We start from the raw sequence: 26328 nt of genomic DNA, 5'->3' as shown, positions 1-26328 counted from the left end.
TGGTCACGCGGGGGTCACCTCCGTAGCAGCCCCCGTTTGTTCCCCACCCAGCATCAGGTACAGGCACGCCATCCGGACGGCCACCCCGTTGGTGACCTGGTCGACGATGACGGCCTGGTCGGCGTCGGCCACGTCGGCGGAGATCTCCACCCCTCGGTTCATGGGGCCGGGGTGCATCACGATGGCGTGGTCGGGCATGACCTCGAGCCGGTCGATGTCCATCCCCCAGATCCGGGCGTACTCCCGGACGGAGGGGAAGAACTGTTCCGCCATGCGTTCGTTCTGGACCCGCAGGAGGTAGCAGACGTCGAGGTCGGCCAGCATGCCGTCGAGGTCGTGGCTGACCGCGACGTCCCAGCTCTCCACGTGGGAGGGCATGAGGGTCGGCGGGCCGACGAGGGTGACCTCGGCCCCCATGATCCGCAGGCCCTGGACGAGGCTGCGGGCCACCCGGGAGTGGACGACGTCACCGCAGATGGCGACGTTCAGGCCCTCGAGGCGGCCCATGCGTTCGCGGATGGTGAACAGGTCCAGCAGCGCCTGGGTGGGGTGCTGGTGCCAGCCGTCACCGGCGTTGAGGACCTTGGCGTCGACCCACTCGGTCAGCCGGCGGGGTGCGCCGCTGGAGGAATGGCGGATGACGATCGCGTCGACGCCCATGGCCTGCAGGGTGAGCGCCGTGTCCTTCAGCGACTCGCCCTTGCTGACGCTGGAGCCCTTGGCGGAGAAGTTGATGACGTCGGCGGACAGCCGCTTCTCGGCGACCTCGAAGGAGATCCGGGTGCGCGTGGAGTCCTCGTAGAAGAGGTTGCAGACGGTCCGGCCGCGGAGGACTGGGACCTTCTTGATGGGGCGGACGGCGATGTCCTTGAGCTCCTCGGCGGTGTCGAGGATGCGGGTGATCATCCCGGCGTCGAGGTCCTCGATGGACAGCAGGTCGTCGATCACTGGTCGCCTCCGATGATGAGGACCTCGTCACCGGCGTCGTCGACCTCGGCGAGGTGGACCCGGATGTCCTGGTTGCGGGAGGTGGGGAGGTTCTTGCCGACCACGTCGGCGCGGATCGGCAGCTCGCGGTGGCCCCGGTCCACGAGGACGGCCAGGCGGACGGCGGCGGGCCGGCCCTGGTCCATGACGGCGTCCATGGCGGCCCGGATGGTGCGGCCGGTATACAGCACGTCGTCGACGAGGACGACGGTGCGGCCGTCGATGGAGCCGGGGAAGCGCGTCTTGCCGAGCGGCAGGGGGCCGGTGCGGGCGTAGTCGTCGCGGTAGAGCGTGACGTCGAGGACCCCTTGGGGCACCTCGTTGCCGTCGATCTCGGCGATGCGCGCGGCGAGCCGTTCGGCCAGCGGGACCCCGCGGGTCTGGATCCCCATGAGGACCAGTCCCTCGGCGACGGAGCGCCCGTCCCCACCAGCGGCGTGGTTCTCGAGGATCTGATGGGCCATGCGCGTCAGCGCGCGGTCGATGTCGTCTGGTGACAGCACTCGTGTCACGGGTGGCTCCTTCCCGGCCTCGCAGGACCGGCCTTAAAGGTGCGAGTGGCGTTCGGGTGAGACTAGCAGCCACCCACCCCCTCCCCCGAGTCGACCCGCCGCCATATGGACAGGCACGCAACAAAACCGTCGGTGCCGTTGTGGTCCGGTCGGGCTCGCCCGAACGTCAGGCCGCGAGGTCGTGCGCGGCGACGCCGAGCGCCTGGACCAGTACGTCACGCCGCTGGGCGAAGACCTCGGTCGAGGCGGACAGGCCGATCGCCCACCACTCCTCCGTCTCGGTGGTGTGCACGGTCCGGTCCCCGGTGGGTGGCTGGCCGTCCGCGGGCGGCCGAACGGCACGGACGAGGCGGGCCGCGCACGACACCTGGCCGTCGAACTGTCCCTCCTCGACGAACACGCCGTCGCGGCACGACACGAGCTCGTGGTCCAGCTGGTCGAGGTCGGTCACCGTGCCGGGCGTGAACGCCGGCAGCCCCTGGGCCAGGAGGTACGCCCGGCGTGCCCCCGGGTCCAGCCGGGACAGCAGCGCCTTGCCGAGCGCCGTCGCGTGGGCGCCCTCGTCGAACCCGGGGATGAGGTCCTCCAGGTGCGGGGACCCGGGTGCTTCGGAGACCGCGGTGATGGCGATGCGGCCGTCGACGAACCGGGCGAGGTACACCGAGTGGCCCGTGCCCCCGGCAAGTGACTGCAGCACCTTGCTGACGTCGGCGGGACCGAGGAGTGCGCTGCGCAGGTCGGCGAACCGGTCGGCGATGCCGAGACCGAGTGAGTAGTCGCCAGCCGCGTCCCTGACCAGATAGTCCTCGTAGGCCAGCGTGCGCAGCAGGTGGTAGGTCGTGGCGAGCTTGAGGCCGGTCCTCCGGGCGATGACCTTCGGCGCGAGCCCCTCTGGATGGCCCCCGACGACCTCGAGTATGCGCAGCGCACGGGAAACGCTCTGGATGAGATCGGACGGGATGTCCATCGATGTGCCCTCCACCGTCGTGCGAGCGGTCATCGTGCACACGGCTCGTCCACCGATGAGCGTTCGACGTGTTCACCATATGAAATCGGCGGCCTTGTGGACAGGGGTGACCGGCCGGTTGAGTCCGGTGCATGCACGAGCCGACCAGTTCGCCCCCAACGCCCGGTTCCGTCGGGTCCGCGGTCACCGCGGCGCTCTCCGGCGTCATCGACCCCTGCTGCCGTGACCGCGGGATCTCCGTGGTCGACATGGGGTTGGTCTCGGAGGTGCACGTCGACCCCGACGGGCACGCCGCGATCGACATCCTGCTGACCAGCGGCTGGTGTCCGTTCCAGGTCGACCTGACCGCGGAGGTGACGGCGGCGGCGGAGACCGTACCCGGTGTCCGCACCGCCGAGGTCCGGATCCGGGTCGACCGCACCTGGTCGCCCGACCGCATGAGCCCGTCGGCCCGGCAACGGCTCCGCCTGCTGCCCGAGCCGGGTGAGGTCGGCGACCGCGACCGCTACCTCGCCGCGAATCCCCTGCCGATCGCCCACGTCGGCTGACCCGAGCCCAGGAGGACCCCATGATCCGTGATGCGTTCGTCTTCGACGGCGTCGCCCACCCGTTCAACGCCGACCTCAAGAACGCGCTCGGCCGCGGCGGGGAGATGTTCGTCAACCACCTCTACGCCTTCCACGCCACCCTGACGCCCGACGGCCAGACCGTCCTGCCCGCCGAGGAGTGGCTCAAGCAGTGGGACATCTCCGAGATCCAGGAGATGGTCTTCGACCAGTCCGACACCGACATGCTGATCTCCATGCCGCTGCCGCTGACCGACCTGTTCAAGGACGGGCTGTCGCCGTGGCAGGAGTGCGCCGAGCTGGCCAGCCGCGACCCTGACCGGATCGTCTTCTGGGGCACCGTCAACCCGATGGAGGGCCGTCGGGCGCTCGACGAGATGGAGCTGCAGGTCCGAGAGCACGGCGCCAGGGGCTTCAAGTTCTACAACACTCGCTACGACTACGGTCAGCCGATCCCGTGGCGCATGGACGACCCCAAGATCGCCTTTCCCATCTTCGAGAAGGCCCAGGAGCTCGGGGTCGACGTCATCGGGGTGCACAAGGGCGTGCCGCTCGGCCCGCAGCCGATCGAGCACACGCAGACGTGGGACATGGACGGAGCGGCGGCCGCCTTCCCGGACCTCAACTTCATCATCTACCACGTCGGCTTGCCGTTCCTCGACGAGACCTGCTGGCAGCTGATCCGCCACCCCAACCTCTACGCGTCGTTGGCTGCCACCATCGACTTCGTGGTGCGGTCACCGCGCATGTTCGCCGAGATCATCGGCAAGCTGCTGTTCTGGTGTGGGGAGGACAAGATCGTCTACGGCAGCGAGGCGCCGATCTTCCACCCCCAGTGGGCGCTCGAGGCGTTCATGGACTTCGAGATCCCGCAGGACATGGTCGAGGGCTACGGCTACCCGCAGCTCACCGACCAGGCCAAGCGCAAGATCCTCGGGGAGAACCTGCTCCGCCTCCACGGGATGGACGTCGAGCAGACCGTCCAACGCCTCGGCCGCCGCTGACCCCTTCGGCCCCGGGTGGTGCCGTCGCTACCCGTGGTGTGTCGCCCAACGACGACATGCGGCCGGTTCGACGACACACCGCTGGGGGCCGGGCCGGCGCGCCCCGTGGTGTGTCGCCCAACGCCGAGAGGTGGCCGGTTCGACGACACACCTGGGGCCGTGGCTCGGCGACGGGCGGCAGGGCCGCCGGGCCGGGTTGTCCACAGGGCGTGGAGGTTCTCCGCCTGACGCGCCAGACCCCGACGACGATCGGGCGATGACACCCGCGCAACGCGAACGGCTCCACCACCTCCTGCTCCACAATCATCAGGCCCTCACGGTCGAGGAGGCGCAGCGGGCAGGTTTCTCCCCCGAGCAGCTCCGTCGGCTGGTGGACCGACGCGAGCTCCGCCGGCCGCGTCGGGGGCTGCTCACCTCCCCCTCCTCCGCCCGGACGGTCCAGGAGCAGGTGGCAGCCGCCATCAGGCTGGCTGAACGTCCTGCGTTCGCCGCCCGTCACAGCGCGCTGCTGCTGCACGGCCTGCGCTGGTTGCCCGGCAACCCGCGGCGACCCGAGGTGGTAGTCGCGGGCCCATCCCGGCCCGAGCTCGAGACGAACGTGATCGTGCACCGGACGCGCCAGCTGGAGGACCTGGACCTGGTGACGGTCCAGGGCATCCCGACCACGACCGTCGAACGTGCCGTCATCGACCTCGCGAGCGGATCGACGACGGGAACGCTGCTGCGGCTGGTCGACGAGGTGCTGTACTCCGGCCTGGCGGACCGAGACACCCTGGTCCTTCGGAGCGAGGCGCTGCAGCGTGGTCGACGGGGGGTGCGGACGATCCTCCGGGTCGCGTCGGCGAGGGGGCCGCAGCGGTTCCGGTCCGACCTCGAGCGGACGGCCCTTCCCCTCCTCCGTCGCGCCGGCCTGCACGACGTCGAGCCGAACGTCGTGCCGCTGCACGCCCCGTCAGCTGGCGAGATGGATGCCGTGTCGGAGCACCACCGGGTGATCGTCGAGCTGGACGGCCTCCGGTTCCACGCCGACGGTCGGGCGCGCCAGCGCGACAACGTCAAGGGCAACGCCGTCGTGCTCGGCCGCTACACCCTCCTCCGCTTCACCTACGCCGACGTCCACGATCGACCTGGCGACGTCGAAGTACAGGTCCGAGCGGTCGTTCGCCCACGCGCCTGACCGTCGTGACCGCTGGTCCGCCCATGCCCTCGACCCCTTGGGTGTGTCGCCCAACCACGACATGTGGCCGGTTCGGCGACACAGGTAGGCACCGGTCCCGGCGTGGCCCCTGGGGTGTGTCGGCCAGCCACGACATGTGGCCGGTTCGACGACACACCTGGGCCGTGACGAGCCGCAGCCCCGACGGATGCGCCCAACCGCGACGTCCCCGGACCCGGCCGTGCAGGACGACGGGCTAGAGGAGGTCGCGGTCGCGGGCGACGGCGGCGAGGATGCCGTTGACGAAGCGGGGGGAGGAGTCGGTCGACAGCGACTTGGCCAGCTCGACGGCTTCGTCGATGGCGACGGCGGGGGGGACCTCGTCGATGTAGAGCAGCTCGGCGAGGCCCAGGCGCAGGACGTTGCGGTCCACACCGGGCATGCGGTCCAGCGTCCAGCCCTCGGCCCGTTCGCCGATGAGCTGGTCGATGTCGTACCGGTTGTCGGCGACGGTCGTGACCAGCGTGCGGGTGAACGCATCGACCCAGCCGCCCTCGGGGTCGTCCAGCAGGGTGGCTGCCGGGACACCGCGCAGGTCCGCAGCGAACAGGACCTCGAGCGCCTTCGTCCGGGCCTCGGTCCGTGACATCGACCGCCCGGACCCCCGTACGGAGTCCTCGGCGGCGGTCATGCGCGGGAGATGTAGTCGCCGGAGCGGGTGTCGACCTTGATCTTCTCGCCGATGTTGACGAACAGGGGCACCTGCACCTCGGCACCGGTCTCGAGGGTGGCCGGCTTGCTGGCGCCGCTGACGGTGTTGCCGGCGACGCCGGGCTCGGTCTCGGTGATCTCGAGGATCACGTTGGCCGGGAGGGTGAAGTCGATGACCTCGCCCTCGTAGAACGTCAGCTCGATGACGTCGGACTCCTTGGTCCACTTCATCGCGTCGGCGACGACCTCCTGCGGCACGAAGGTCTGCTCGTAGCTGTCGGTGTCCATGAAGACGTACTGCTCGCCGTCCTGGTACAGGTACTGCAGCTCGGTGCGGGTGACGATGGCCTGCTCGAGCTCCTCACCGGCGCGGAAGGTCTTGTCGACGACTTTGCCGTCGGGAACGCTCTTGAGCTTGGTACGGACGAACGCCGGGCCCTTGCCGGGCTTGACGTGCTGGAAGTAGTCGATCTTCCACAGCTTGTCGTCGATCTTGACGGTCATGCCGTTCTTGAGGCTGTTGGTCGAAACCATGGGGGTCTCCTGGAGACGTTTAGAGGACGATGAGGTCGTGGGAGGCCGTGGTCAAGCGCTCGCCGTCGGTGTGCCCTACCAGCACGACGTCTTCGATGCGGACCCCGCCGAGCCCCGGGACGTAGACGCCCGGCTCGACCGTGATGGCCATCCGGTCACGCAGTGTACCGGTTGCCTGAATGCCCAGGAACGGCTCCTCGTGGATCATCAGGCCAACCCCGTGGCCGGTCCCGTGGCGGAAGTCCGCGCCGTGGCCCGCGTCGGTGATGACCTCGCGGCACACCGCGTCCAGCTCCTTGGCGCCGATGCCGTCCCGCACCGCCTCGACCCCCGCCTGCTGCGCGCGGCGGACCAGGTCGTACAGGTCGCCCAGGTCCGATGCCACCGCGCCCACCGCGACGGTGCGGGTCATGTCGGCGTGGTAGCCGTCGACGCGGGCACCGAAGTCCATGGTGAGCAGCTCGCCACGGCCGACGGGACGATCCGAGGGTGAGTGGTGGGGCACCGCCCCGTTGGGTCCGGCGGCCACGATGGGGTCGAACGCCGACGCCTCGGCCCCCCGCCGGGTCATGTCGTCCAGCAGCCGACGGGCGATCTCGCGTTCGGTCAGGCCGGGTGCGATCCACCCGAGCGCCGCCTCGAACGCCTCGACGGTGATGGCGCACGCCCGACGGAGCGCGGCGATCTCGTGGGCGTCCTTGACCGCCCGGACACCGGCGAGCAGCCCCTCGGTGGGGACCAGCTCGACGTGCTCGAGCAGGTCGGCCAGCTCGCGCACGACCGCCCACGGCAGCACCTCGGCCTGGACGGCCAGGGGTCCGTCGATGTCGGCGTCGCCCAGCCACCCCCAGGTGCGGTCGATGACGATCTCCGCGGCAGGCGCCTCCACCTTCGCGCGCAGGGTGTAGCGGTCGTCGGTGACCAGCACGGCCGGGCCGGAGGCCCTGACCAGCGCCCGGCCGGCGGAGCCGCTGAAGCCGGTCAGCCAGCGGACGCTCGGCAGCTCGGTGACCAGCAGCGTGTCGATGCCGGCCTCGGCCATGGCCGCTTGCAGCCGGCCCACGCGGACGTCGATCGCCTCGGCGGGGACGGTGCTCATGCCATGGAACGCAGGACGTCGTCGACGATGCCGCGGCGGGGTTCGTCGATGACCTCGGCCTCGCCGGGCCGGCGGCTGATGATGAACCGCACGCCATCGCGGGCCTTCTTGTCGCGGGCCATGACGTCCCAGACGGCGCCCGGGTCCAGCCGCAGGCCGCGGGTGGGCAGGCCGAGTCCCTCGAGGACCGCGACGGTGCGGTCCGCCAGCCCCTTCTCGGCGATGTCCAGCCGCTCGCCCAAGCGGGCGGCGAAGACCATGCCGAGCCCGACGGCCTCGCCGTGGCGGTAGGTGCCGTAGCCGGTCAGGGCCTCGATGGCGTGGCCGACGGTGTGGCCGTAGTTGAGGAGGGCCCGACGGCCCGACTCCAGCTCGTCCTCCGACACGATCTCGGCCTTGACCGTCGAGCCGCGGCGGACGATCTCGCGCAGCACGTCGGGTTCGCCGGCCGTGGCCGACCCGGGCCGTTCCTCAAGCAGCTCCAGGACCACGGGGTCGGCGATGAAGCCGTACTTGGCGACCTCGCCGAGGCCGGCCCGTCGTTCGCGGTCGGGCAGCGTGGAGAGGGTGCCGACGTCGCTGATGACGACCAGCGGCTGGTGGAAGGCCCCGATGAGGTTCTTGCCCTGGGCCAGGTTGATGCCGGTCTTGCCGCCGATGGCGGAGTCGACCTGGGCCAGGAGCGTCGTGGGGACCTGCACCAGCGCCACGCCGCGGTTCCAGGTGGCGGCCGCGAATCCGGCAAGGTCGCCCACCACTCCCCCGCCGAGGGCGATCACCACGTCGTCGCGCAGCAGCGGGATGCCGGCGAACCGCGACCAGAGCGCCGCGAGGGTGTCGGTGGACTTGGCCTGCTCGCCGTCGGGCACGCGGATGGTGACCAGGTTGAGCCCGGCCGCCTCGATCGCCGCGGACACGGCCTCGCCGTAGTGGTCCCAGACGACCCCGTTGGTGACGACGACGGCGTTGCGGGCGTGGGCGGGCCACGGGACCAGGTCGTGCAGGTCGGCCAGGAGTCCGGCCCCGACGTGGATGTCGTAGCTGCGCGGGCCCAGGTCGACGTGGATGGTGTCGTGGGTCATGGTCAGGGTCGTTCCTCGGGGCTGAGCACGCCGGGCTGCTGCATCGCCCATGCCAGGACCTCCTGGGCCACGACCTCCGAGGAGCGTCCCATGGTGTCCAGCACGTAGACGGCGCTGCTGGCGTAGGCGTCGTACCGCTCGGCACGCAGCGCGCTCAGGCGGCTGTGCAGGGCGTCGGGGTCCTGGTCGCCTTCCAGCAGGGGGCGCTTGTTGGGCTTGGCGGAGGAGGCGAGGCGACCGACGAGCACCTCGACAGGCACGTCGATCCAGACGATGTCGCCGGTGGCGCGCAGGCGGGCGACGTTGTCGGGGTCCATGACGACGCCACCGCCGAGGGACACGACCTGGCCCTGCGTGGCGGCGACCTGACGGACGGCCTCGCGTTCCATGTCGCGGAAGGCCGCTTCGCCCTGCTCGGCGAAGATGGTCGCGACGCTGCAGCCGGCGGTCTCCTCGACCTGCTTGTCGGTGTCGACGAAGGGGCGGTCGAGCAGCCCGGCGACGATGCGGCCGATGGTGGACTTGCCCGACCCCATCATCCCGGACAGGACGATGTTGCGGCCCTGCTGGTCGGTGGCGTCGACGGTCACGGCGCGTCGTCCCGCAGGCTGCCGGCGTCGGTGCCCTCGGGGGTGCGATAGCCGCGTTCGTCGACGGGGTCGCCCTGGTAGCCGTCCGCGACGGGCCCGCGGGGACGGTCGACGCCGGCAAGGTAGCCCTGCAGGTTGCGGGTGACCTCGCCGAGGGAGTCGCCGCCGGTCTTCTCCAGCAGCGCCGAGGCGAGCTCCATCGCGACGACGGCCTCCGCGACGACGCCAGCACGAGGAACGGCACAGACGTCGGAGCGCTGGGTGATGGCCTCGGCCGGGCCACGGGTGGCGGTGTCGACGGTGGAGAGGGGACGCATGAGTGAGGAGAGGGGCTTCATCGCGGCGGTGACACGGAGGACCTCTCCGGTGGTCATGCCCCCCTCGAGCCCGCCGGCCCGGTGGGTCTTGCGGACGAACCGTCCGTCCTCGCCGGGGAGGATCTCGTCGTGGGCGACCGAGCCGGGGACGGCGGCCGAGCCGAACCCGTCGCCGACGCCGACGCCCTTGAACGCCTGGATGCTCATCAGTGCGGCGGCCAGGCGGGTGTCGAGCTTGCGGTCCCAGTGGACGTGCGAGCCGAGGCCCGGCGGGAGGCCGTGGACGACGACCTCGACGACGCCGCCGAGGGTGTCGCGTTCGGCCTTGGCCCGGTCGACGCGGTCCTGCATGGCCTGGCTGACCTCGGGGTCGAGGCAGCGCATGGGATCCTCGTCGATGCGGTCGAGGTCGTGCGGGCCGGGGAGGGGGTGTTCGTCGGTGACCGCGACCTCGGCGATGCGGGTGACGTGGGAGAGGACCTGGACGCCGACGTGGCGGAGGAGCCGCTTTGCGAACCAGCCGAGCCCGACGCGGGTGGCGGTCTCGCGGGCGCTGGCACGTTCGAGGACGTTGCGGGCGTCGTCGAAGTCGTACTTCTGCATGCCGACGAGGTCGGCGTGGCCCGGGCGGGGCCGGGTGAGGGCGGCGCCGCGACCGGTGGCCTGCAGGGCGTCGGGGTCCTCGGGCGCCTCGATGCCCATCGCCTCGGTCCACTTCTCCCATTCGGTGTTGTGGATGACGAGGGCGACGGGTGACCCGAGGGTCAGCCCGTGGCGGACGCCGCCGAGGATCTCGATGCGGTCGAGCTCGAAGTTCATCCGTGGGGAGCGCCCGTAGCCGAGGCGGCGGCGGGCGAGCTCGTGGCGGATGCCGTCGAGGTCGGTGGGTACTCCGGCGGGGAGGCCGTCAAGGATGCCGACGAGGGCGGGTCCGTGGGACTCCCCTGCGGTCAGGTAGCGCAGGGTCACAGTGCGAGCATCCTAGCCGGGTGCGGTGCCCGGCCTACTTGACGATGGTCTCGCCGGCGCAGAGCGTGAACCGGGAGTCGCCGAACAACATGATCGCGCACTGTCCGTCGATGTCGAGCAGCTGGAAGCGTTCGGCGAAGACCTCACCCTCGGCGATGGCCTCGTGGAGGGTCTCGTCGATGGTGACGTCCAGGCTGTCCCCGGTGAGGGAGACGGCGTCGAGGGTGATCTCGGTGCTGCCGGCGGCGGGGCCGACCGGCTCGTAGATCTCCTCGCCGGCGCTGCCCTGGGGGGCGGTGCCGTCGGCCGGCGCATCGTCGTCGACGGGCGGAGTTGTCGGGGCCGTGGTCGTGCCGCCGCCGGAGGACGAGGAGCCGCTGGTGGTGCTGCTGCTGGTCCCGACGGTGACGTCGGTCGTGGTGTCGGAGTCGGCATCGACGTCCACGTCGACGATCACGTCGGGATCGTCAGCTTCGACCACTGAGGCCTGCCCGCTCTCGACCTCGACCACCAGCTGCTGGAAGGGGTCGCGAGCGGTGAAGATGCCGAAGGTCTCCGGCACCGGCTCGCCGAAGAGCGTCTCGATCTCGTCGTCGCTGAGCACGGGGTCGTCGGGGCTCTCGGTGCCGGGGACGGGGGTGCCGTCCTCGGGTACGACCACGGGCGGGTCGGCGGGGTCGACGGAGCCGACCTCGTCGTCACCGGCGAGGAGCGGGGAGAGGACGAACGTCCACAGTGCGTAGATGGCCGCGAGGCCGACGACGACTGCGAGGAGGATCTGCAGGGGCCGGCTGACCTGCTGCTGGCCGTCGGTCGTGCTCATCGGGTCCCTCCCATGGCCACGGCCACCTGGTCGCCGTCGACCATGCTGATCTCGTCACTCTCAGCAGGAGCGTCGTCGCCCTCGGGGGCCTCGGTGGTCCCTTCGACGGGGGCGTTCGGGTCGATCACGGGGGCGTTGGGATCCACGGGTGCGACGATCAGGGCGAAGATGGAGCCGCGGATGGTCGAGCTCAGCCTGGGGAACCCGTCCTCGCTCTCCTCCAGGCCGATCTGCTGGACCAGCATGGCGCGGGCCACTTCGACCTCGAGGCGGCGAAGGAAATCTGCCGCTTGGAAGTAGCCCCCCTCCAACACGATCTCGGTTTCGATGCGGCCGAGGACCAAGCCCGGTTGCGCGGGGGGCGGGGCGCCCTCGACCACCACCGGATCTGCGAACGTCAACGACTCGACGGTCAGGCCCGACGCGTCAGCAGCCAGCTGGACCTGACGGACAAGTGACGCCTGCGATGGGTTGACCGGGATGTACTGCTCGAGCCGGGCCAGGTCCGCCTGGATCTGCACTTCCTGCTCACGGATGTCACGGAGCTGGGCGATCTGGGTGCGCAGCTGGCCCTGCTGGGTGACCAGCGTGGCGGTTTCGGCCTGGAGTGCCTGCTGCTGCGTGCGGGCGGGCCCGTAGAACAGGAACCACCACGCGACCGTCAGGACGACAGCTGCGGCGAGGACGGACAGCCAGACGCGGGTCATCGGGTGACCCCCGGAAGGCCCTCGGCGTACCGGCCGGTGCGGTTGTCCTCGTCGAGGCGGACCTCGGCGTCGAAGGTCGTCACGCCGACGTCACCGATCTCTTCCTGGACTGCGTTGGACAAGTACTGCTGGAAGAACGAGTCGACCTGACCGAAGCGCAGGAGCACGGACTCGACACCGGGGGCGAACCGTTCAGTCGAGTACCCCGTCACGTTGAGGAACCCGACGTCCGCGGTGTCGTTCTCGGCGAAGACCTCGTTGGAGACCGTGCCCGGGTCGTTGAGCGCACCGTCGAAGGTTCTGAGGGATGCCGTGGTCGGAACGGACAGCGCAAGGTTGTTGAGCACCTGTGCCCAGGACACCTCCTCGTCCATGGCTGTGGTGAGGATGGCGTTCGTGGCGTTGAGCCGGTCTGCGAGGTCCTGGAACGCGGCGAGCGACTGGACCTCGGCCTGGAGGCGGTTGACCTCGGCCTGCGCGGTGTCGCGCTCGTCCTTGGCGTCGTTGACGGCAGCGAGCTGGCCGAGCAGGACGAACGCCAGCAAGGCAACCCATGCGGCCACGACGAGCACGCCGACACCGACCATGCGGCGCTGGCGGCTTCGTTCCTCGAACTCCCGTGGGAGGAGGTTGACACGCACGCTCATTCGAGCGCTCCCATCGCCAGGCCGACAGCAACGGCAAGGAAGGGCTCGGCTTCTGCCAGCTGTGCCGGCTCGAGGCCGACCTTGCCGATCTGCAGGCTCTGCATGGGGTGACCGCGGTCGACGGGAAGGCGGACGGCCTCGGACAGGCGCTCGGCGAGGTTGGGCAGCTGGGCGCCGCCTCCGCTGATGATCACTCGCTCGACCTGGACGGAGTCGCCCTGTGCGCGGTAGTAGTCGAGCGAGCCTCGGACCTCGTCGATGAACCGCTGGGCACGCTCGGAGATCATCGATCCCTCGGGCGATCCGGGCGCGTGGCCGGCGGACTTCATGGCCTCTGCCTGCTCCCAGGACACGCCGAAGGAGTTCTGGAGGGACTCGGTGACCGAGTTGCCACCCATGAGCAGGATGCGGACGAAGCGTGGAATGCCGCCGGAGTGCACCACGATGTTGGTGACGGTGGAGCCCACGTTGACGATCAGCTCACCCGTCGTCACGGTACGTGGCTGCCCCTCGTCGACCGGTTCCGGTTCGTCGGCAAGCGCACGCAGCAGCGCGAACGCGTCGAGGTCAAGGAGGACCGGCTCGAGCTTGGCCTGCTTCATGACCGCCAGCAGCCCGTCGACCATCTCGCGAGCAGCGGCCACCAGCAGCAGCCGCGACATCGCGGTTCCGTCGGGGTTGGCGTACTCCTCGAGGATCTCGAAGTCGAGCAGCGCCTCGTCGACAGGGATCGGGATGTAGTCCTGCACCTGGAACGGCAGCGACTCGCGCAGCTGCTGCTCAGGGAGGGACGGCAGGTCGACCTGGCGGACGACGACCTGCTGGTTCGCCACGCCGAGGGCGACCTTCTTGCCCTTGAACTTGTAGCGACTCATGAGGATCTGGAGCGCCTCGACAACAGCGTCGGGGTCGACGATCTCACCGTCGCGCACCGCGCCTGGGGGCAGCATGACCTGCCCGAGGCGGTCGAGGGTGTGTCCACCCTTGCCGCCAGTCAGCTGCACAGCGCGTACTGCGCTGGAGCCGATGTCGAGTCCGATTGCGGAAGCCATGGGGAAGTTGGGCCTCGTCCGCTACTTGGTTTCGTCCGCGGTGCGCGCCTCGCGCGCCACCGCCTCGAACGATGCGTCGATGTAGTCCGAGAGCTCGCGCCCGCGGATGCGGTAGTTCTTGCCGACGCGAATCGCCGGTAGGTCACCGGCCTTGATGAGCCGGTAGACGGTCATGTTGCTCACGCGCATGTGGTCAGCTACCTCAGCGACCGTCCAGAGACGGTCCTTGTCAATCGGTGCCATGGGTACTCCTCCGAGGTCCCGCTGGGACCTCCCCTTCCTTTGTTCAGTTGTCGGCGGGGTTCGGGATCTGCCGTCCGTCTGCCTGCCGTTGGCCCGTGTCTCAGCTCTGCCAAGCCGTTGACACGAGCACCCATGGTGCACAGCACCCACAGTGCTCGTCAAGAGCAACTCCAGTTAACACCAGCAACACGAGCAACTCCAGTAGCACGGACTGCGGCGTTCGACGCAAACGAGGCGCAGCTCACGCCAGAACGCCGAACGCCCACCCAGCGACGGACTGGATGGGCGTGCTGTTGGGGCGTCAGCAGACGTTGCCGTCCTTCTGTCCCCCGCCGTCTGAATCCCAGCTGAGGAGCACTGCGCCGCCGTTGAGGTCGGCGTGAGCGGCCGTGAGGCAGAAGACCTGCCCTCCTGAGGCCACGGGCTCCGCGACGACCACGGAGACTCCGACAGCAGTGGTGAACGCGATGTCGGCTGCCGTGGGGTAGTCGCCTCGGTTCCTGTAGGCCAGCTCCATCTCGTTGGCAGCCGTTCGCAGGTCGGCCTGTGCCTGGGCCTCGACGGCACGTTCTCGCTGCGCCAGGAACTGCGGTACGGCAACGGCAACGAGAACCCCCAGGATGATCACCACCACGAGGAGCTCGATCAGGGTGAAGCCGGCATCGTCGTGTCGGAACGCTTTTCTGGTGTCCATCGAACCTCCATGCACCTCTACGGCAGGCCGGCTCACGACTGTAGGCAACAGTCCACCGGAGTTCGGGCGGAACGCCTCGGAACACACGACCGGCCCCCCGCCTGTGGCGAGGGGCCGGCACGTGTTCCGGATCGGAGTGGCCTAGCTCCAGGCCCCGAGCCCGCCCGTTGCGGAGTCGTAGGTGACCGACTCGGCGATGTTGGCGTGGGAACCGGTCAGCTGGTAGGTCTGACCGCCACCGACGACCGCCGCGAGGCTGGTGTTGTCGCTCAGCTGGAGGTCGACACCCGCGCAGACGCCGTCAGGGGTGGAAACGCCGGTCGGGGACGCTGCCTGAACAGCGATGCTCGGGTACGCCGCGTTGTTGGCGTAGCAGGTCTCCATGTTGGTGGCGAGGTTGCGCAGGTCGGATTCGACCGAGGCGCGCCACGCGCTCTCACGCTGGTTGAGGAAGGTCGGGATGGCGATCGCGGCCAGGATGCCGATGATGATCACGACGACGAGCAGCTCGATGAGGGTGAAGCCGTCTTCGTCGTCCTTGCGGAAGCGGTCGAACATTGGTGCGTTTCCTTTGGTTTCGTGGGGGATGCTCCCACGGGCACATTTCACTCTTGGTTCCCTTGTGCCCAGGTGTCCTGGTCACGAGGCAGCCCGGCGGTCCCGTACGTGATTGCGATGATTTGGTGGGATCCGTGGCTTTGCGTCCCGGCCTTGCAGCCGGTTTGCCTTTTCTCGTACCCGCGGTTTGCGCTTGCAACTTCTGTATCGGTCAGCGCCGAGGCCCACTTGAGCCGAATACCCGAGAATTTCGCCCGTGCACGGGGACGACCCCTCTCGGCCGGTCACAACGTCCACGACCGCCCGTCTGGGACGGGCGGTCGGTGCTGGGCGCACTCGCGGGGATCACGGTCAGGCGCAGGTCCCACCGGGACACTCGCTGTAGACCGAGACCTCCCACTGTCCCTCGACAGGGTCGATGAAGTGCGGCGGCGACTGGTACGTGAACCGCTGGTCGTACACGTAGTCCTTGAAGTAGCCCCTGCTGCCGTCCACGAGTCCGACGGGACCTCGGAACACCTGCGCGATCGCGCCGTTGACGCTGATGTCACCGAGCGGGATCCCCTGGTTCCAGTTGGGAACCAGGAACGATCCGGTCACGCTGAGGATGGCTGCATCGATCTGCGGGTTGTAGAAGTACTGCGTCGGGTGATTCGGGCCAGCTGTCCGCTGCGAGCCGGTGCTGGACACCGGGTGGTAGATCTGCACCAGGTTCTGGGCGACGAGGCCGATGATGTCGTCGGACGTGGCAGACCTGTCGGCGCGGGTGATGTGCCAGATGATGGCGAGGTTGTTCTCCGACGCCACGGTGACGCGTCCGTTGACCTCGCCCTCCACGAAGGCATCGCCGGCCCGGCAGTCGTAGGCGATGTGGTCCTGACGTGCGCTGTTGTAGGGGTACCCGAGGCCGTTGCCTCCACCACAGCCCGAGACGGCCTGGGACGCCGGGACGTTCTGGACGTAGACGACCCCGTTGGAAGGCAGGTTGACTCGTTGCCGCCCGCCGGGCCACGACCCACACCCGGCGCCCGAGCTCCGTGTCTGTGGGCTCGTGACCCACATCTGGGTGCCGACGAACTCGATTTCCGTCGGGCCGGTGTACAGGCAGCCATCACCACCGATGGTGTGGTCTGCCTCCCGACGGATCGACTGGTTGCTGGGCGGCATGGTCAGTCGGTCGGCGCGGCGTGGATACCCGGGCTGGAAGACGGCGCCGTCGAAGCTGTTGACGCTGTAGAGGTTTCCGGGTGAGGATCCGGTGGCCGGCCCGCGGAACTCCGGACGTCCGTACACGACGAAGCGGTCGTTGGTGTGGAACGGCCCGTTGACGACGTCACCGGTGGCCCAGTTGATCTGGATGCAGCGGGAGTCACGCGCCGGGCTGTCGTAGACGTGCCGACGGCAGACGACCTCGGCCTCCGCCTGCGTGAGTCCGTTGTAGGGATAGACGAGGGGGCTCAGGGTCTCGTACTCGGTGAAGTACAGGTAGTTGAGGAAGTTCTGGCGACGAAGCTGGGTGTTGACGGTCCGCGTCTCGCCGTTCACACGGCCGGTTGACGTCAGGTAGATGTTGCCCGTCGTGGGGAGGGCACTGACGTCGACGGCGTAGGTGAACTCCGCGTTGCCCGTGCCCGGGACGTCGACGAACTGGCTGAAGGCGAGGTTTCCGTCAGGGGGCGTACCGGCATCGGGCCACTGCCAGTAGTCCTGATTGCGGTTGAGCCGGTAGAGGTAGTCGTCGACCCCGGCGTCGGCTGCCGCCAGTGCCGCTTGTCGGTCACGGTCATCGGTTGACTGCCGGGTCTCCCTGATGGTCACGGCGGTCACGGTGGTGACCAGGATGGCGAGGATCGACGCCATGCCCACGGTGAGCAGCAGCGCGTAGCCCTCCTCGCCATGCAGGCGCGAGGGTCGTAGCGCCCTGAGCAACGATCGCATCATGGCTCCTTAGGTGAGGTTGCGCAGCTCGATACGGCTGCTGATCGTGACCGGGCCGGTACGCGGGTTGTCGTCGGCGTCGAGGCTCATCTCGACGCGCACCGACACGACGGTCTCTCGCTGCGCCGCCGTGAGCTGCCCGCTGAGGGTCATCGGTGTGCTGGACGGCGCGACTTGGTCGTAGTAGCTGAAGATGCTGCGGTCGGTGAGCCCCGTCGCGATGATTCGTTCGGTGCTGTTGGTGCTGCTGTAGGTCCAGTCGGGTCCGCTGCCGCTCGGCGTGGTGACACGCTCGATCAAGCGGCCATCAGGGTCCACATAGATCAGTACTTGGAGCGCTGGGCTGCTGGGGTGCCGTCCGTGCTGGCTGTAGAACCGAATCCCGTAGTCGGCCCCGGCGATGATGGCCGGCGGATTCGCCGTGCTGGACGACGATGGCGGGACGGCGGAACGCAGCATGCTCAGCACCCGCGCCTCCGCGGTACGGACGGAGCTCGTCGACGCCGCGGTGTTCTCGACCGACTGCCCCGTCTGCATCGTGATGATCATCGTCGACGTGACGATCGTGCCCACGATGGCGAGGATGCTGATGCCGACGAGCAGCTCGACGAGGCTGAACCCGTGATCGTCCTCGCGCCGTTCGAGGGCGTGCCGGAGCGCCGTCACAACGCCACCTCCGTGACGGTCGCCAGCATGCCGTGCGTGAACGTCACCGTCGCCTGGGCGGTCCCGACGGAGACGCGCCAGGGGCCGTACGGCATCAGGACGTACAGCTGTCCGTTGGCGGGCATCGTGCCGAACTCGAGCGTCTCGGTGCACGAGGCGGCGGTGTCGTCCATGAACGCTCGTACGGTGCCGCCGGGGGGACCGGTGATACGCGCCACGTGCATCGCCAGGTTGCTGTCGGTCCTGTCGCCGGGATCCACAGCCGCCACCGGAGTGTCGGGGGCGCCGTTGGCCACGGGGGCGGCCGCCGGACAGAGGCCGGCGTACAACCCGTAGCCGGCGTCGAACGGGAACAATCCGTCCACGACCCGTGGATGCCCGGTCCCGGGGAACTCCTTGCGCTGGTCCGTGCCGAGGTAGGTGTTGGTGACGGTGTAGCCCTGCCCGGGTGCAACCAGCGGCGAGGCCGGTGCACCCACCGCGGGAACTGGCGTCACCCGTATCGAAGCGGCCTCGTCGTAGATGAACTCCAGGGGAGCGGTCGTCGAGGCGGCCACCGACGTGGTCTGCTGCGACAGCTGGTTGCCCTCGAAGTCGACGTAGCCGCTGTCGTCGAGGGACACGTCGTACTGGCCCGGGGCAACGTTGACGAAGTAGGCACAACCCCGTGATGTGGTGCGCTGCGACCCGAACCCGGATGCCGGCGACTGGGCCGCGTAGCGAACGTTGCGGAAGGCAGCGCCTGCGGCGTCGCGGTCCAGGACCGTCACGGCGATCTGTCCCTTGTCCGGGTCGAGGTCACCGACGCCCGGCGTGATGATGGAGGAGGTGGTGGCTGGGCCGCCGGTCGCGCGAGGCCACGACACGGAGATGTCGGCCACGACGTAGTCGAGGTCGGCCCCCGGCGTGCTGGAGGCGCTGCACGAGGTACCGGCACCGCTCTCGACGTCCACGTAGTCGAGGTCGATGGTGACGGAGTAGGTGATGCCGTCCACGACGACCGTGCTCGTGGTCCGACCGATGACAAGGCTCGTGAAGGGAACGGCCTGGAGCGCGCTCAGCTGCTCCACGGCGATGTTGGTCCCGACGCTGCGGTCGCGGCTGTCGCGCGTGGCGGCGCTGGAGGAGATCAGCGCGCTGGCGGTGCCGGTGAGGACGACTGCCAGGATCGAGATGGCGACGATCACCTCGACCAGCGACACGCCGTCATCGGCGTGTCGCTCGGTGAGGACCGCACGAAGGCGGGACACGAGTCGAGGAGTCACGTCAGCACCTACTGGATCAGTTCGAAGATCTTGAACATGGGCATGTACAGCGCGATGACCATCCCGCCGACCACGGCACCGAGTACGGCGATCATCAGCGGCTCCAGCAGGGCGGTCAGGCTCTCGGTCGTGGCCTCGACCTCCTGGTCGTAGAACTGGCTGATCTTCTCCAGCATCTCGTCGATGGCACCCGTCTCCTCCCCGACGGCGATCATCTGGACGGTCATCGGCGGGAAGATCTCGTGGTTGGACAGCGGCGTATGCATGGATTCGCCCTCCTTGACCGCCCCGACGACGTCGTGGATGGCGTTGGCCATCACCCCGTTGTCGACGGTGTCGGAGGAGATCTCCAGCGCCTGGAGGATCGGCACGCCTGCCTTGAGCAAGGAACCCAGGTTCCGCGTGAAGCGGCTGAGCGCCACCTTGTGGAAGAGCGGGCCGAAGACCGGAGCCTTCAGCTTGAACTTGTCGAGGGCGAAGCGGATCTTCGGGACCTTGCGGGCCTTCTTGAAGGCCTGCCAGCTGAGGTACGGCAGGAAGGCCACGATGTACCAGTACTGGGTCAGGATGTCGGACCCGAGCATGAGGACCTGGGTGGGCAGCGGAAGCTCGCCGCCGAGCTGTTCGAACATGCCGGCGAACGTCGGCACGATGAAGACCAGCATCGCCGCGGTCAGGACGAAGGCCATGATCAGCACGACGACCGGGTAGGTCATCGCCGACTTGATCTTGCGGCGCAGCGCGAGGTCGGACTCGAGTGTCTCGGCGACCCGCATGAGCACCGAGTCGAGCAAACCCGCGGTCTCACCGGCGCGGACCATCGCGATGAAGAGCTTGGGGAACACGTCGTGCTCGGCCATGGCCGCGGAGAGGGGACGACCCTGCTCGACGTCGGAGCGGATCCTGCCGATGATCTCGGCGAGCTTGGCGTTCTCGGTCTGCGCCGCCAGGATGTTCAGGGCCCGGATCAACGAGAGGCCCGAGTTGATCATGGTCGCGAACTGCCGGGCGAAGATCGACAGATCGGCAAGGCCGACCTTCTCCCCCAGACCGGGGATCTTGATCTCCTTCTTGCCCAGCGATTCCTTGTGCTCGCTGATCGAGACCGGCGCGTAGCCGAGCTCGCGAAGCTTGTCGGAGACCGCCTTCTGGGTCGGGGCGGTCATCTGCCCCGACTTGGTCTTGCCGTTCCTGTCGCGAACGGTGTAGTCGAACGTCAGCGTGTCAGCCATGGTCTAGGCCCTTCCGCACAGGCGGTTGAAGTCCGGCACGCTCGCGCAGCGTTCGAGCGCGTGGTTGTAGGTGATGATCCCCTTGTTGACCAGGTCGGCCAGGGACTGGTCCATGGCGACCATGCCGTGCTGCTTGCCGGCCTGGATCGAGGAGTACATCTGGTGGGTCTTGCCCTCGCGGATCAGGTTCCTGATCGCAGAGGTGGCGACCATGATCTCCGTCGCGACCGCACGGCCCTGCCCGTCGGAGCGCTTCAGCAGCTGCTGGGTGACCACACCGTTCAGCGCGGTGGCCAGCATCACGCGGACCTGCTCCTGCTGGTGCGGCGGGAACACGTCGATCACGCGGTCGACGGTCTGCGGCGCGTCCTGGGTGTGCAGCGTGCCGAACACGAGGTGCCCGGTCTCTGCGGCGGTGATGGCCAGCTGGATGGTCTCCAGGTCACGCATCTCACCGACGAGGATGACGTCGGGGTCCTGGCGCAGCACGTGCTTGAGCGCCTGGGCGAAGCTGTGCGTGTCGGTGCCCAGCTCGCGCTGGTTGACCACCGAGCGCTTGTGGTTGTGGAGGAACTCGATGGGGTCCTCCACGGTCATGATGTGCGACGCCCGCTCGCGGTTGATGATGTCGATGATGCTGGCGAGCGTCGTTGACTTGCCCGAGCCCGTCGGCCCGGTGACCAGCACCAGGCCACGAGGCATGAACGCGAAGTTCGCGACCTGCGCGGGGACACCGAGGTCCTCCAGCGGCTTGATCTCGAACGGGATCATTCGCATGACCGAGCCGATTGACTCGCGCTGCTGGAAGACGTTGACGCGGAAGCGTCCCTGGCCCGGGAGGGTGTAGGACATGTCCAGCTCGAGCTCGTTCTCGAACGCCTCGCGCTGCTTCTGCGTCATGATGGAGTAGAGCGCGTTGCGCAGCATCTCCGGCTCGCAGACGGGGTATCCGGGAAGGTGCTCGAGCTCGCCGTGCACACGAACAGCAGGCGGGATGCCAGCGGTGAGGTGCAGGTCGGAGCCTCCGCGCGAGATCAGCTCGGTGAGGGCGGCGTCGAGGTCGAGGGCCAGATCCTCCTCGTAGGCCAGCCGCGGCCCGTCGTCGGCAGGAGCGCTCGCCTCCAGCAGGTCAGCTGGACGGAGGCCGGCGTAGGTGCCGTCGGCGCTGCCGTTGCCGTGGGCGTGCCCGTTGGCGCCGCCCCCGTGCGAGCCGCCCCCGTTCGAGCCGCCACCGTGCGAGCCGCCACCGTTCAGCCCGTCGGCGGCGTGGCCGTTGGATGCATCCGTGGCAGGTGACAGCCCCATGGCGTGCCGGCCGTTGGTCGGGGCGCCGTTGGACGGCGAACCGTTGGCCGGACCCTCGCGGAACAACCCACCGGGCGCGGCGATCGGCGCGGCAGCGACTCCCACGGCACCGTCGGAGGCGTCGGCGAGGTGCTCGATCGCGCCGAGCAGGGTGTCGCGGACGGCCAGGGCAGGGTGGGCCTCCAGGCCGGTGATGGCGGTCACGCGTGCGAGGGCGGTGGTGTTGGCGGGGTCGGCCAGCGCGACGAGAACGGAGTTGCCCTCACCGAACTGCACGGGCAGGGCCAGCATTTCCCGTGCGACGTCGCGCGGCATCAGGCCGGCGGCCATCGGGTCGACGAAGCCGGGGCTCGCGTCGACGAAGGGCATGCCGATCGTCGTGGCGACGGCCTCGACGATCTGGGACTCCGAGACCATCTGCATCTGCACGAGGGTCTTGCCCAGCGAGATTCCGTGCTCGGCCTGCACCTGCTCCGCGGCAGCGAGGGACTCTGGTGTCAGCAGACCCTGCTGCACCAGTACCTGTCCGAGACCTTGACTCATGGTTGCTCCCTGGGCGGGTGTCCGCCCCCGTGGTTCATGGACCGGCGCGTTGCTCCCGGTCCTCTCCCCATCTCATCGGCCCGAGGAGCAGCCGACTTGAACAAACAGGACCACGAGGTCCGCCGCACGCCGGGCGGCGTACCCTGCCACCAACCCCCTCCCCACGGATGGATTCACCTCCGCGACCACCCATCCTGTCGTCGGGCCGAGGCGATTCCGTCCCCGACGGGCTCGCTGACCTGCGACTACCACCGTGGGTAGCGCCGACCCGGAGGCGATTCCATCCGGCCGCGGAGTCGATTCCATCCGGCAGTGGGATTCTCGATCCCGCTCAGACAATGTTCATCGACGGGCTTCGCCCGAACTCGCGGGATCTCCGAGCCAGTCGGATTCTCGATCCCGCTCAGACAATGTTCATTGACGGGCTTCGCCCGAACTCGCGGGATCTCCGAGCCAGTGGGATTCTCGATCCCGCTCAGACAATGACGCGGCCGATTTCTTCCAGCGTCGTGTGGCCCTTGAGGACCTTGGAGAGGCCGTCCTCGCGGAGGGTGCGCATGCCGTTGGCGCGGGCGGCCTCGGCGATCTCGTCGGTGGAGGCCTTAGTGACGATCAGGCGCTCGATGTCCTCGTTGATGCGCATGATCTCGTGGACAGCCAGGCGGCCTCGGTAGCCGGTGTTGCCGCAGTGGGTGCAGCCGACGGCCCGGTGCAACGACGGGAACCGGTCGAGGTCCTCCTCCGTCACCGGCAAACCAGCGGTGTGGAGCTCCTCGACCGTCGGCCGGTACTCCTCCTTGCACTTGCTGCACAGCCGCCGGGCCAGGCGCTGGGCCAGCACACAGTCGGCCGCCGACGCGACGATGAACGGGTCGACGCCCATCTCGGTCAGGCGGGTCACGGCCGACGGGGCGTCGTTGGTGTGCAGGGTCGACAGCACGAGGTGGCCGGTCAGCGCGGCCTCGAGGCCGATCTGGGCGGTCTCCTGGTCACGCATCTCACCGACCAGCACGACGTCGGGGTCCTGACGCAGGATCGACCGCAGCGCCGCACCGAACGTCAGGCCGGCCTTCTTGTTGGTCTGCACCTGGCTGATCCCCGGCAGCCGGTACTCCACCGGGTCCTCGACGGTCACGATGTTGATCTCGGGCTTGGAGATCTTGTTCAGCGTGGCGTACAGCGACGTCGACTTGCCCGACCCCGTCGGCCCGGTCACCAGGATCAGCCCGTACGGCTTGGTGAAGGACTCCGCGTACATCTTGTAGTTGTGCTCGGTGAACCCGAGGTCGGAGAGGTCCAGCAGGATCGAGGACTTGTCCAGGATGCGCATCACGACTTTCTCCCCGTACACCGTCGGAAGGGTCGAGACACGCAGGTCGATCTTCTTGCCGGCCGCCTTCACTGAGATGCGGCCGTCCTGCGGGACTCGCCGCTCGGCGATGTCGAGGTCGGCCATGATCTTCAGCCGGGACACCACGCCGGCGTGGATCCGCTTGGACTGGGTCGTGATCTCGTGCAGCACACCGTCGATGCGGTAGCGCACGCGGACCTCGGTCTCCTGCGGCTCGATGTGGATGTCGGAGGCGCGGTCCCCCACCGCCTGGCTGATCAGCGCGTTGACGAACTTGACGATCGGCGCATCGTCGATGGCGTCGGCCGCCTCGACGGCGTCGAGGTCGTCCTCCTCGCTCATCATCAGGTCGCCGGCGAGGTCGTCGACGGAGTCCCCGCCCAGCGACCCGTACTTGTCCAGCGCCGCCATGATGTCGCCGCGGGTGGCGACGACCGGCTGCACGTCCTTGTCGCAGACCGTCCGGATGTCGTCCAGGGCGATCACGTTGGACGGGTCGCTCATGGCGACCTTGAGCTTGCCCTCCTCGTCGAACCCGAACGGGAAGACGCAGTACCGCCGGGCCATGTGGTCGGGCAGCATCGTGGCCGCCACGTGGTCGACGTCCTGCTCGGCGAGCTCGACGAACTCCAGGCCCAGGTGCTTGGCGAGCGCCGCCACCAGGCCGGCCTCGGTGAACAGGCCCATCTCGATCAGCACGCGGCCGAGGGATCGACCGGACCGCTCCTGCTCCTCGCGTGCGCGAGTGAGGTCCTCGGAGGAGATCAGTCCCTCCTCCAAGAGGACATCCGAGAGCTGGCGTGTGGCGTGCAACGGCGTCTTTCTTGCGGGTCTACCCGCGGTGGTACGGCTCGGCGACGGGGCGGCCCACCTTACCCAGCGCGAACCTGTTCGATGTCTCCGTCATGGACTCCATCGGCATCTTCGGTCGCGGCGTGAAGCAGCTGGAGGAGAAGCTGCTTGGAGGAGGCGCGTTGGCGAACGTCGACGGCGCAGACACGGACGTGGTCGGGGATCCGCAGGACGTGCCGTGTCCGCCGGATCGACCGTTCGGCGTTGGCGGCCGAGACCTTGTTGACGGCCACGACGTAGGGCACGTTGGCCCGTTCGCGGAACCAGTTGAGCACGCCGACCGCCTCGGGCAGCGAGTCCGCCCGCGAGTCGTCGACCAGCACGATGAAGCCGACCATGCCGTCCTTGACGACGTCCCACATGAAGTCGAACCGGTCGCGCGTCGGTGTGCCGAACAGGTGCATGGACAGCCCGTCGCCGACCGTCAGGCGGCCGAAGTCCATGGCGATGGTGTCGGCGTCGCCGCCGGCGCTGGTGACCGACCGTTCCTGGGTGAGGACGTTGATCTCCGACAGGCTGCGGACGAGCGTGGTCTTGCCGGCCCCGTAGGCGCCGGTCACCACCACCTTGACCGAGCTGACCGGGGCCTCCTGGTCAGCGCTGTCAGGCACCCTTGACCCCGTCGATCAGCCGGGCAAGCAGATCGGCGTTGACGTTGTTGTCACGGGCCAGCGGCCGCGAGTCGTCCGACGGCTTCTCCGACGTGGGCGCCGGGCCGATGCCCAGGGCCGCGAGCTCGCGGGCACGCCGGTCCTCGGCTGCTGACGCGGAGGAGGAGGGGGCGGGCGCCGCCTTGGGCTCCTCGGCTGGCTGGCCGAGCAGGTCGTCGACGTCGATGCCATCGGGCGTGCTGGTCTCGGTGTCGTCGGACTCGGGGGCGAAGGCGACCTCGACCGCGCCGGGCGGGGCCACCTCGAGCAGGTCCGCGGGGCTCGGACGGTCGTCGTCCGTCGCCTCGACCGGCTCGGGGGCCTCCGCGTGCACGGGCGTCGATCCGTTGGCCGACGGGGCGCCCGGGGGCGGCGTCGGCGGGACCGGCCGGCTGGACAAGGAACGCGGGGTCGCGCCGAGCAGCTGCTCCTCGGCGGTGACGAGGATGCGGCGACGGTGCTGGGAGGCGGTCTCGCCGGTCGGCTGGTCGAGGACCCTGACGAGCCCGACGCCGATCAGGTCGGCGATCATGCGCGACACGGTGAAGGTGCCCTGCCCGGTCAGCTCGATGATCTCCTGGACGGGCCGAAGGCCGTCGACGAGGGTCAGGACCTCCCAGTGGGCGGCCTGGACGGAGATGCCCTCGACGCCACCGGAGGGACGGCTGACCACGTCGAGCACCGCATCGTCGGCGGGGACGTTGGCGCTGAAGCCCTCCCACTCGGCCAGGCGCTGCTGGACGGTGCCGAGCACATCGGCGGCCGAGGTGACGGCGATGACGTCGCCGACATCCTGGTTGTCGAAGGCGAACGTGCCGTCGGACCATCGGCTGAGGTCGAACACGGCGTCGGTGATCTGGTCGACGAGGATGCTGCGGACCCGGTCGGCGCCGAGGCCGAGCACGTCCAGGGCGTCCTGCAGCCGCTGGGAGTCCCCGTCGGCCTGGGCGGCCACGATCTCGCGGACCTGCGCCTCGGATGCCTCACCGCCGTGCAGCAGGCGGGCGGCCAGCGGTGACCGGGTGACGTCGGCGACGGCGTTGCACAGCCCGCCCTGCGCGATCCAGACCCGTCCCTTGACCGCGCTGGTCTCCAGGTTCAGGACACCGGTCTTGCGGGTGGAGGACAGGAGGGTGAAGACGTCGGCGAGGCCGAACTCGTTCAGCGAGCCTGCGAGCACGTGGTCCCCCTTCGGCAGTCGGTCATGGCGATTTCCCCGGGTCGGTCGGTCGCGGCCAGGGCCGGAACGGCCGGCGCGAGGCCTGTGTCGTCTTGCATCGGCATGTCCTCCCCTGTTCTTGAGGGTCA

At 69.0% G+C, this 26328-nt stretch carries 27 protein-coding genes and 1 riboswitch; of the genes, 3 read left to right on the top strand and 24 right to left on the bottom strand.

Annotated features, from left to right (window positions below):
• Positions 1-3 precede the first annotated feature (3 nt).
• The 3 genes from CUC05_RS08240 to CUC05_RS08230 form a co-directional block, all read right to left on the bottom strand.
• Complete coding sequence (locus CUC05_RS08240; RefSeq protein WP_108665778.1) at positions 4-945, bottom strand: aspartate carbamoyltransferase catalytic subunit; 942 nt, start codon at positions 943-945, stop codon at positions 4-6.
• Positions 945-1499 carry a bifunctional pyr operon transcriptional regulator/uracil phosphoribosyltransferase PyrR gene (pyrR, locus tag CUC05_RS08235; protein ID WP_108665604.1) on the bottom strand — a complete coding sequence of 185 codons (555 nt, stop codon included), beginning with the start codon at positions 1497-1499 and terminating at the stop codon, positions 945-947. The genes CUC05_RS08240 and pyrR overlap by 1 nt, the downstream gene beginning before the upstream one ends.
• A gap of 166 nt (positions 1500-1665) precedes the next feature.
• On the bottom strand, positions 1666-2499 hold the full coding sequence (locus tag CUC05_RS08230) for an IclR family transcriptional regulator (protein WP_108665603.1): 834 nt from the start codon (positions 2497-2499) through the stop codon (positions 1666-1668).
• 98 nt (positions 2500-2597) lie between these two features.
• Between CUC05_RS08230 and CUC05_RS08225 the strand changes: the two genes are divergently transcribed.
• From CUC05_RS08225 to CUC05_RS08215, 3 genes are all read left to right on the top strand, one after another.
• Positions 2598-3014 carry a metal-sulfur cluster assembly factor gene (locus CUC05_RS08225; protein WP_108665602.1) on the top strand — a complete coding sequence of 139 codons (417 nt, stop codon included), beginning with the start codon at positions 2598-2600 and terminating at the stop codon, positions 3012-3014.
• A 20-nt stretch (positions 3015-3034) separates the two neighbouring features.
• Positions 3035-4036 (top strand): amidohydrolase family protein, encoded by a 1002-nt coding sequence (locus CUC05_RS08220; protein WP_108665601.1) that lies wholly within the window; start codon positions 3035-3037, stop codon positions 4034-4036.
• A 256-nt stretch (positions 4037-4292) separates the two neighbouring features.
• The gene (locus tag CUC05_RS08215) at positions 4293-5213 is read left to right on the top strand and encodes a type IV toxin-antitoxin system AbiEi family antitoxin domain-containing protein (RefSeq protein ID WP_108665600.1); all 921 of its coding nucleotides are present in this window, start codon (positions 4293-4295) and stop codon (positions 5211-5213) included.
• Positions 5214-5448: 235 nt separating this feature from the next.
• On the opposite strand, the gene nusB is transcribed toward CUC05_RS08215, so the two are convergent.
• The 21 genes from nusB to CUC05_RS25115 form a co-directional block, all read right to left on the bottom strand.
• Entirely contained in the window at positions 5449-5883 is a 435-nt protein-coding gene (gene nusB, locus CUC05_RS08210; protein WP_240606222.1) for a transcription antitermination factor NusB, read from the bottom strand.
• Complete coding sequence (efp, locus tag CUC05_RS08205; RefSeq protein WP_108665599.1) at positions 5880-6437, bottom strand: elongation factor P; 558 nt, start codon at positions 6435-6437, stop codon at positions 5880-5882. The genes nusB and efp overlap by 4 nt, the downstream gene beginning before the upstream one ends.
• Before the next feature lie 19 nt (positions 6438-6456).
• Complete coding sequence (locus tag CUC05_RS08200) at positions 6457-7536, bottom strand: M24 family metallopeptidase (protein WP_108665598.1); 1080 nt, start codon at positions 7534-7536, stop codon at positions 6457-6459.
• Positions 7533-8618, bottom strand: coding sequence for a 3-dehydroquinate synthase (gene aroB / locus CUC05_RS08195; protein WP_108665597.1), 1086 nt, complete (start codon positions 8616-8618; stop codon positions 7533-7535). The genes CUC05_RS08200 and aroB overlap by 4 nt, the downstream gene beginning before the upstream one ends.
• A 2-nt stretch (positions 8619-8620) precedes the next feature.
• Entirely contained in the window at positions 8621-9208 is a 588-nt protein-coding gene (locus CUC05_RS08190; RefSeq protein ID WP_108665596.1) for a shikimate kinase, read from the bottom strand.
• Entirely contained in the window at positions 9205-10494 is a 1290-nt protein-coding gene (aroC, locus tag CUC05_RS08185; protein ID WP_240606221.1) for a chorismate synthase, read from the bottom strand. The genes CUC05_RS08190 and aroC overlap by 4 nt, the downstream gene beginning before the upstream one ends.
• A 34-nt stretch (positions 10495-10528) precedes the next feature.
• Positions 10529-11317, bottom strand: a complete 789-nt coding sequence (locus tag CUC05_RS08180) for a hypothetical protein (protein ID WP_108665595.1) — start codon at positions 11315-11317, stop codon at positions 10529-10531.
• Positions 11314-12024: a type IV pilus inner membrane component PilO gene (locus CUC05_RS08175; protein ID WP_108665594.1), complete on the bottom strand. Its 711-nt coding sequence runs from the start codon at positions 12022-12024 to the stop codon at positions 11314-11316. Before CUC05_RS08175 ends, CUC05_RS08180 begins: the two co-directional genes overlap by 4 nt.
• On the bottom strand, positions 12021-12671 hold the full coding sequence (locus tag CUC05_RS08170; RefSeq protein WP_157965363.1) for a hypothetical protein: 651 nt from the start codon (positions 12669-12671) through the stop codon (positions 12021-12023). The genes CUC05_RS08175 and CUC05_RS08170 overlap by 4 nt, the downstream gene beginning before the upstream one ends.
• Entirely contained in the window at positions 12668-13723 is a 1056-nt protein-coding gene (gene pilM / locus CUC05_RS08165; protein WP_108665592.1) for a type IV pilus assembly protein PilM, read from the bottom strand. Before pilM ends, CUC05_RS08170 begins: the two co-directional genes overlap by 4 nt.
• A 21-nt stretch (positions 13724-13744) precedes the next feature.
• Positions 13745-13966, bottom strand: coding sequence for a helix-turn-helix domain-containing protein (locus tag CUC05_RS08160; protein ID WP_108665591.1), 222 nt, complete (start codon positions 13964-13966; stop codon positions 13745-13747).
• Between the two features lie 301 nt (positions 13967-14267).
• A complete protein-coding gene (locus tag CUC05_RS08155) occupies positions 14268-14660 on the bottom strand; it encodes a type IV pilin protein (protein WP_108665590.1) in 393 nt (130 codons plus the stop codon).
• Positions 14661-14801: 141 nt separating this feature from the next.
• Complete coding sequence (locus CUC05_RS08150; protein ID WP_108665589.1) at positions 14802-15218, bottom strand: prepilin-type N-terminal cleavage/methylation domain-containing protein; 417 nt, start codon at positions 15216-15218, stop codon at positions 14802-14804.
• An 84-nt stretch (positions 15219-15302) separates the two neighbouring features.
• A riboswitch (cyclic di-GMP riboswitch) is annotated at positions 15303-15397 on the bottom strand.
• Positions 15398-15569: 172 nt separating this feature from the next.
• On the bottom strand, positions 15570-17156 hold the full coding sequence (locus CUC05_RS08145) for a hypothetical protein (RefSeq protein ID WP_157965362.1): 1587 nt from the start codon (positions 17154-17156) through the stop codon (positions 15570-15572).
• A gap of 9 nt (positions 17157-17165) precedes the next feature.
• On the bottom strand, positions 17166-17822 hold the full coding sequence (locus tag CUC05_RS24590) for a PulJ/GspJ family protein (protein WP_157965361.1): 657 nt from the start codon (positions 17820-17822) through the stop codon (positions 17166-17168).
• Positions 17819-19087, bottom strand: coding sequence for a type IV pilus modification PilV family protein (locus CUC05_RS08135; RefSeq protein WP_108665587.1), 1269 nt, complete (start codon positions 19085-19087; stop codon positions 17819-17821). Before CUC05_RS08135 ends, CUC05_RS24590 begins: the two co-directional genes overlap by 4 nt.
• Positions 19088-19095: 8 nt before the next feature.
• Positions 19096-20319 (bottom strand): type II secretion system F family protein, encoded by a 1224-nt coding sequence (locus CUC05_RS08130; protein WP_108665586.1) that lies wholly within the window; start codon positions 20317-20319, stop codon positions 19096-19098.
• Between the two features lie 3 nt (positions 20320-20322).
• On the bottom strand, positions 20323-22167 hold the full coding sequence (locus CUC05_RS25845; RefSeq protein ID WP_108665585.1) for a PilT/PilU family type 4a pilus ATPase: 1845 nt from the start codon (positions 22165-22167) through the stop codon (positions 20323-20325).
• A gap of 475 nt (positions 22168-22642) precedes the next feature.
• Positions 22643-24331: a GspE/PulE family protein gene (locus CUC05_RS08120; RefSeq protein WP_108665584.1), complete on the bottom strand. Its 1689-nt coding sequence runs from the start codon at positions 24329-24331 to the stop codon at positions 22643-22645.
• A 59-nt stretch (positions 24332-24390) separates the two neighbouring features.
• On the bottom strand, positions 24391-24981 hold the full coding sequence (locus tag CUC05_RS08115; RefSeq protein WP_108665583.1) for a GTP-binding protein: 591 nt from the start codon (positions 24979-24981) through the stop codon (positions 24391-24393).
• Positions 24974-26200, bottom strand: coding sequence for a DUF4388 domain-containing protein (locus CUC05_RS25115; protein ID WP_170127954.1), 1227 nt, complete (start codon positions 26198-26200; stop codon positions 24974-24976). The genes CUC05_RS08115 and CUC05_RS25115 overlap by 8 nt, the downstream gene beginning before the upstream one ends.
• Positions 26201-26328: the final 128 nt, after the last annotated feature.

It is taken from the genome of Euzebya rosea (assembly GCF_003073135.1).
GTDB lineage: Bacteria > Actinomycetota > Nitriliruptoria > Euzebyales > Euzebyaceae > Euzebya > Euzebya rosea.
This window is presented reverse-complemented; position numbering and strand designations above follow the sequence as displayed.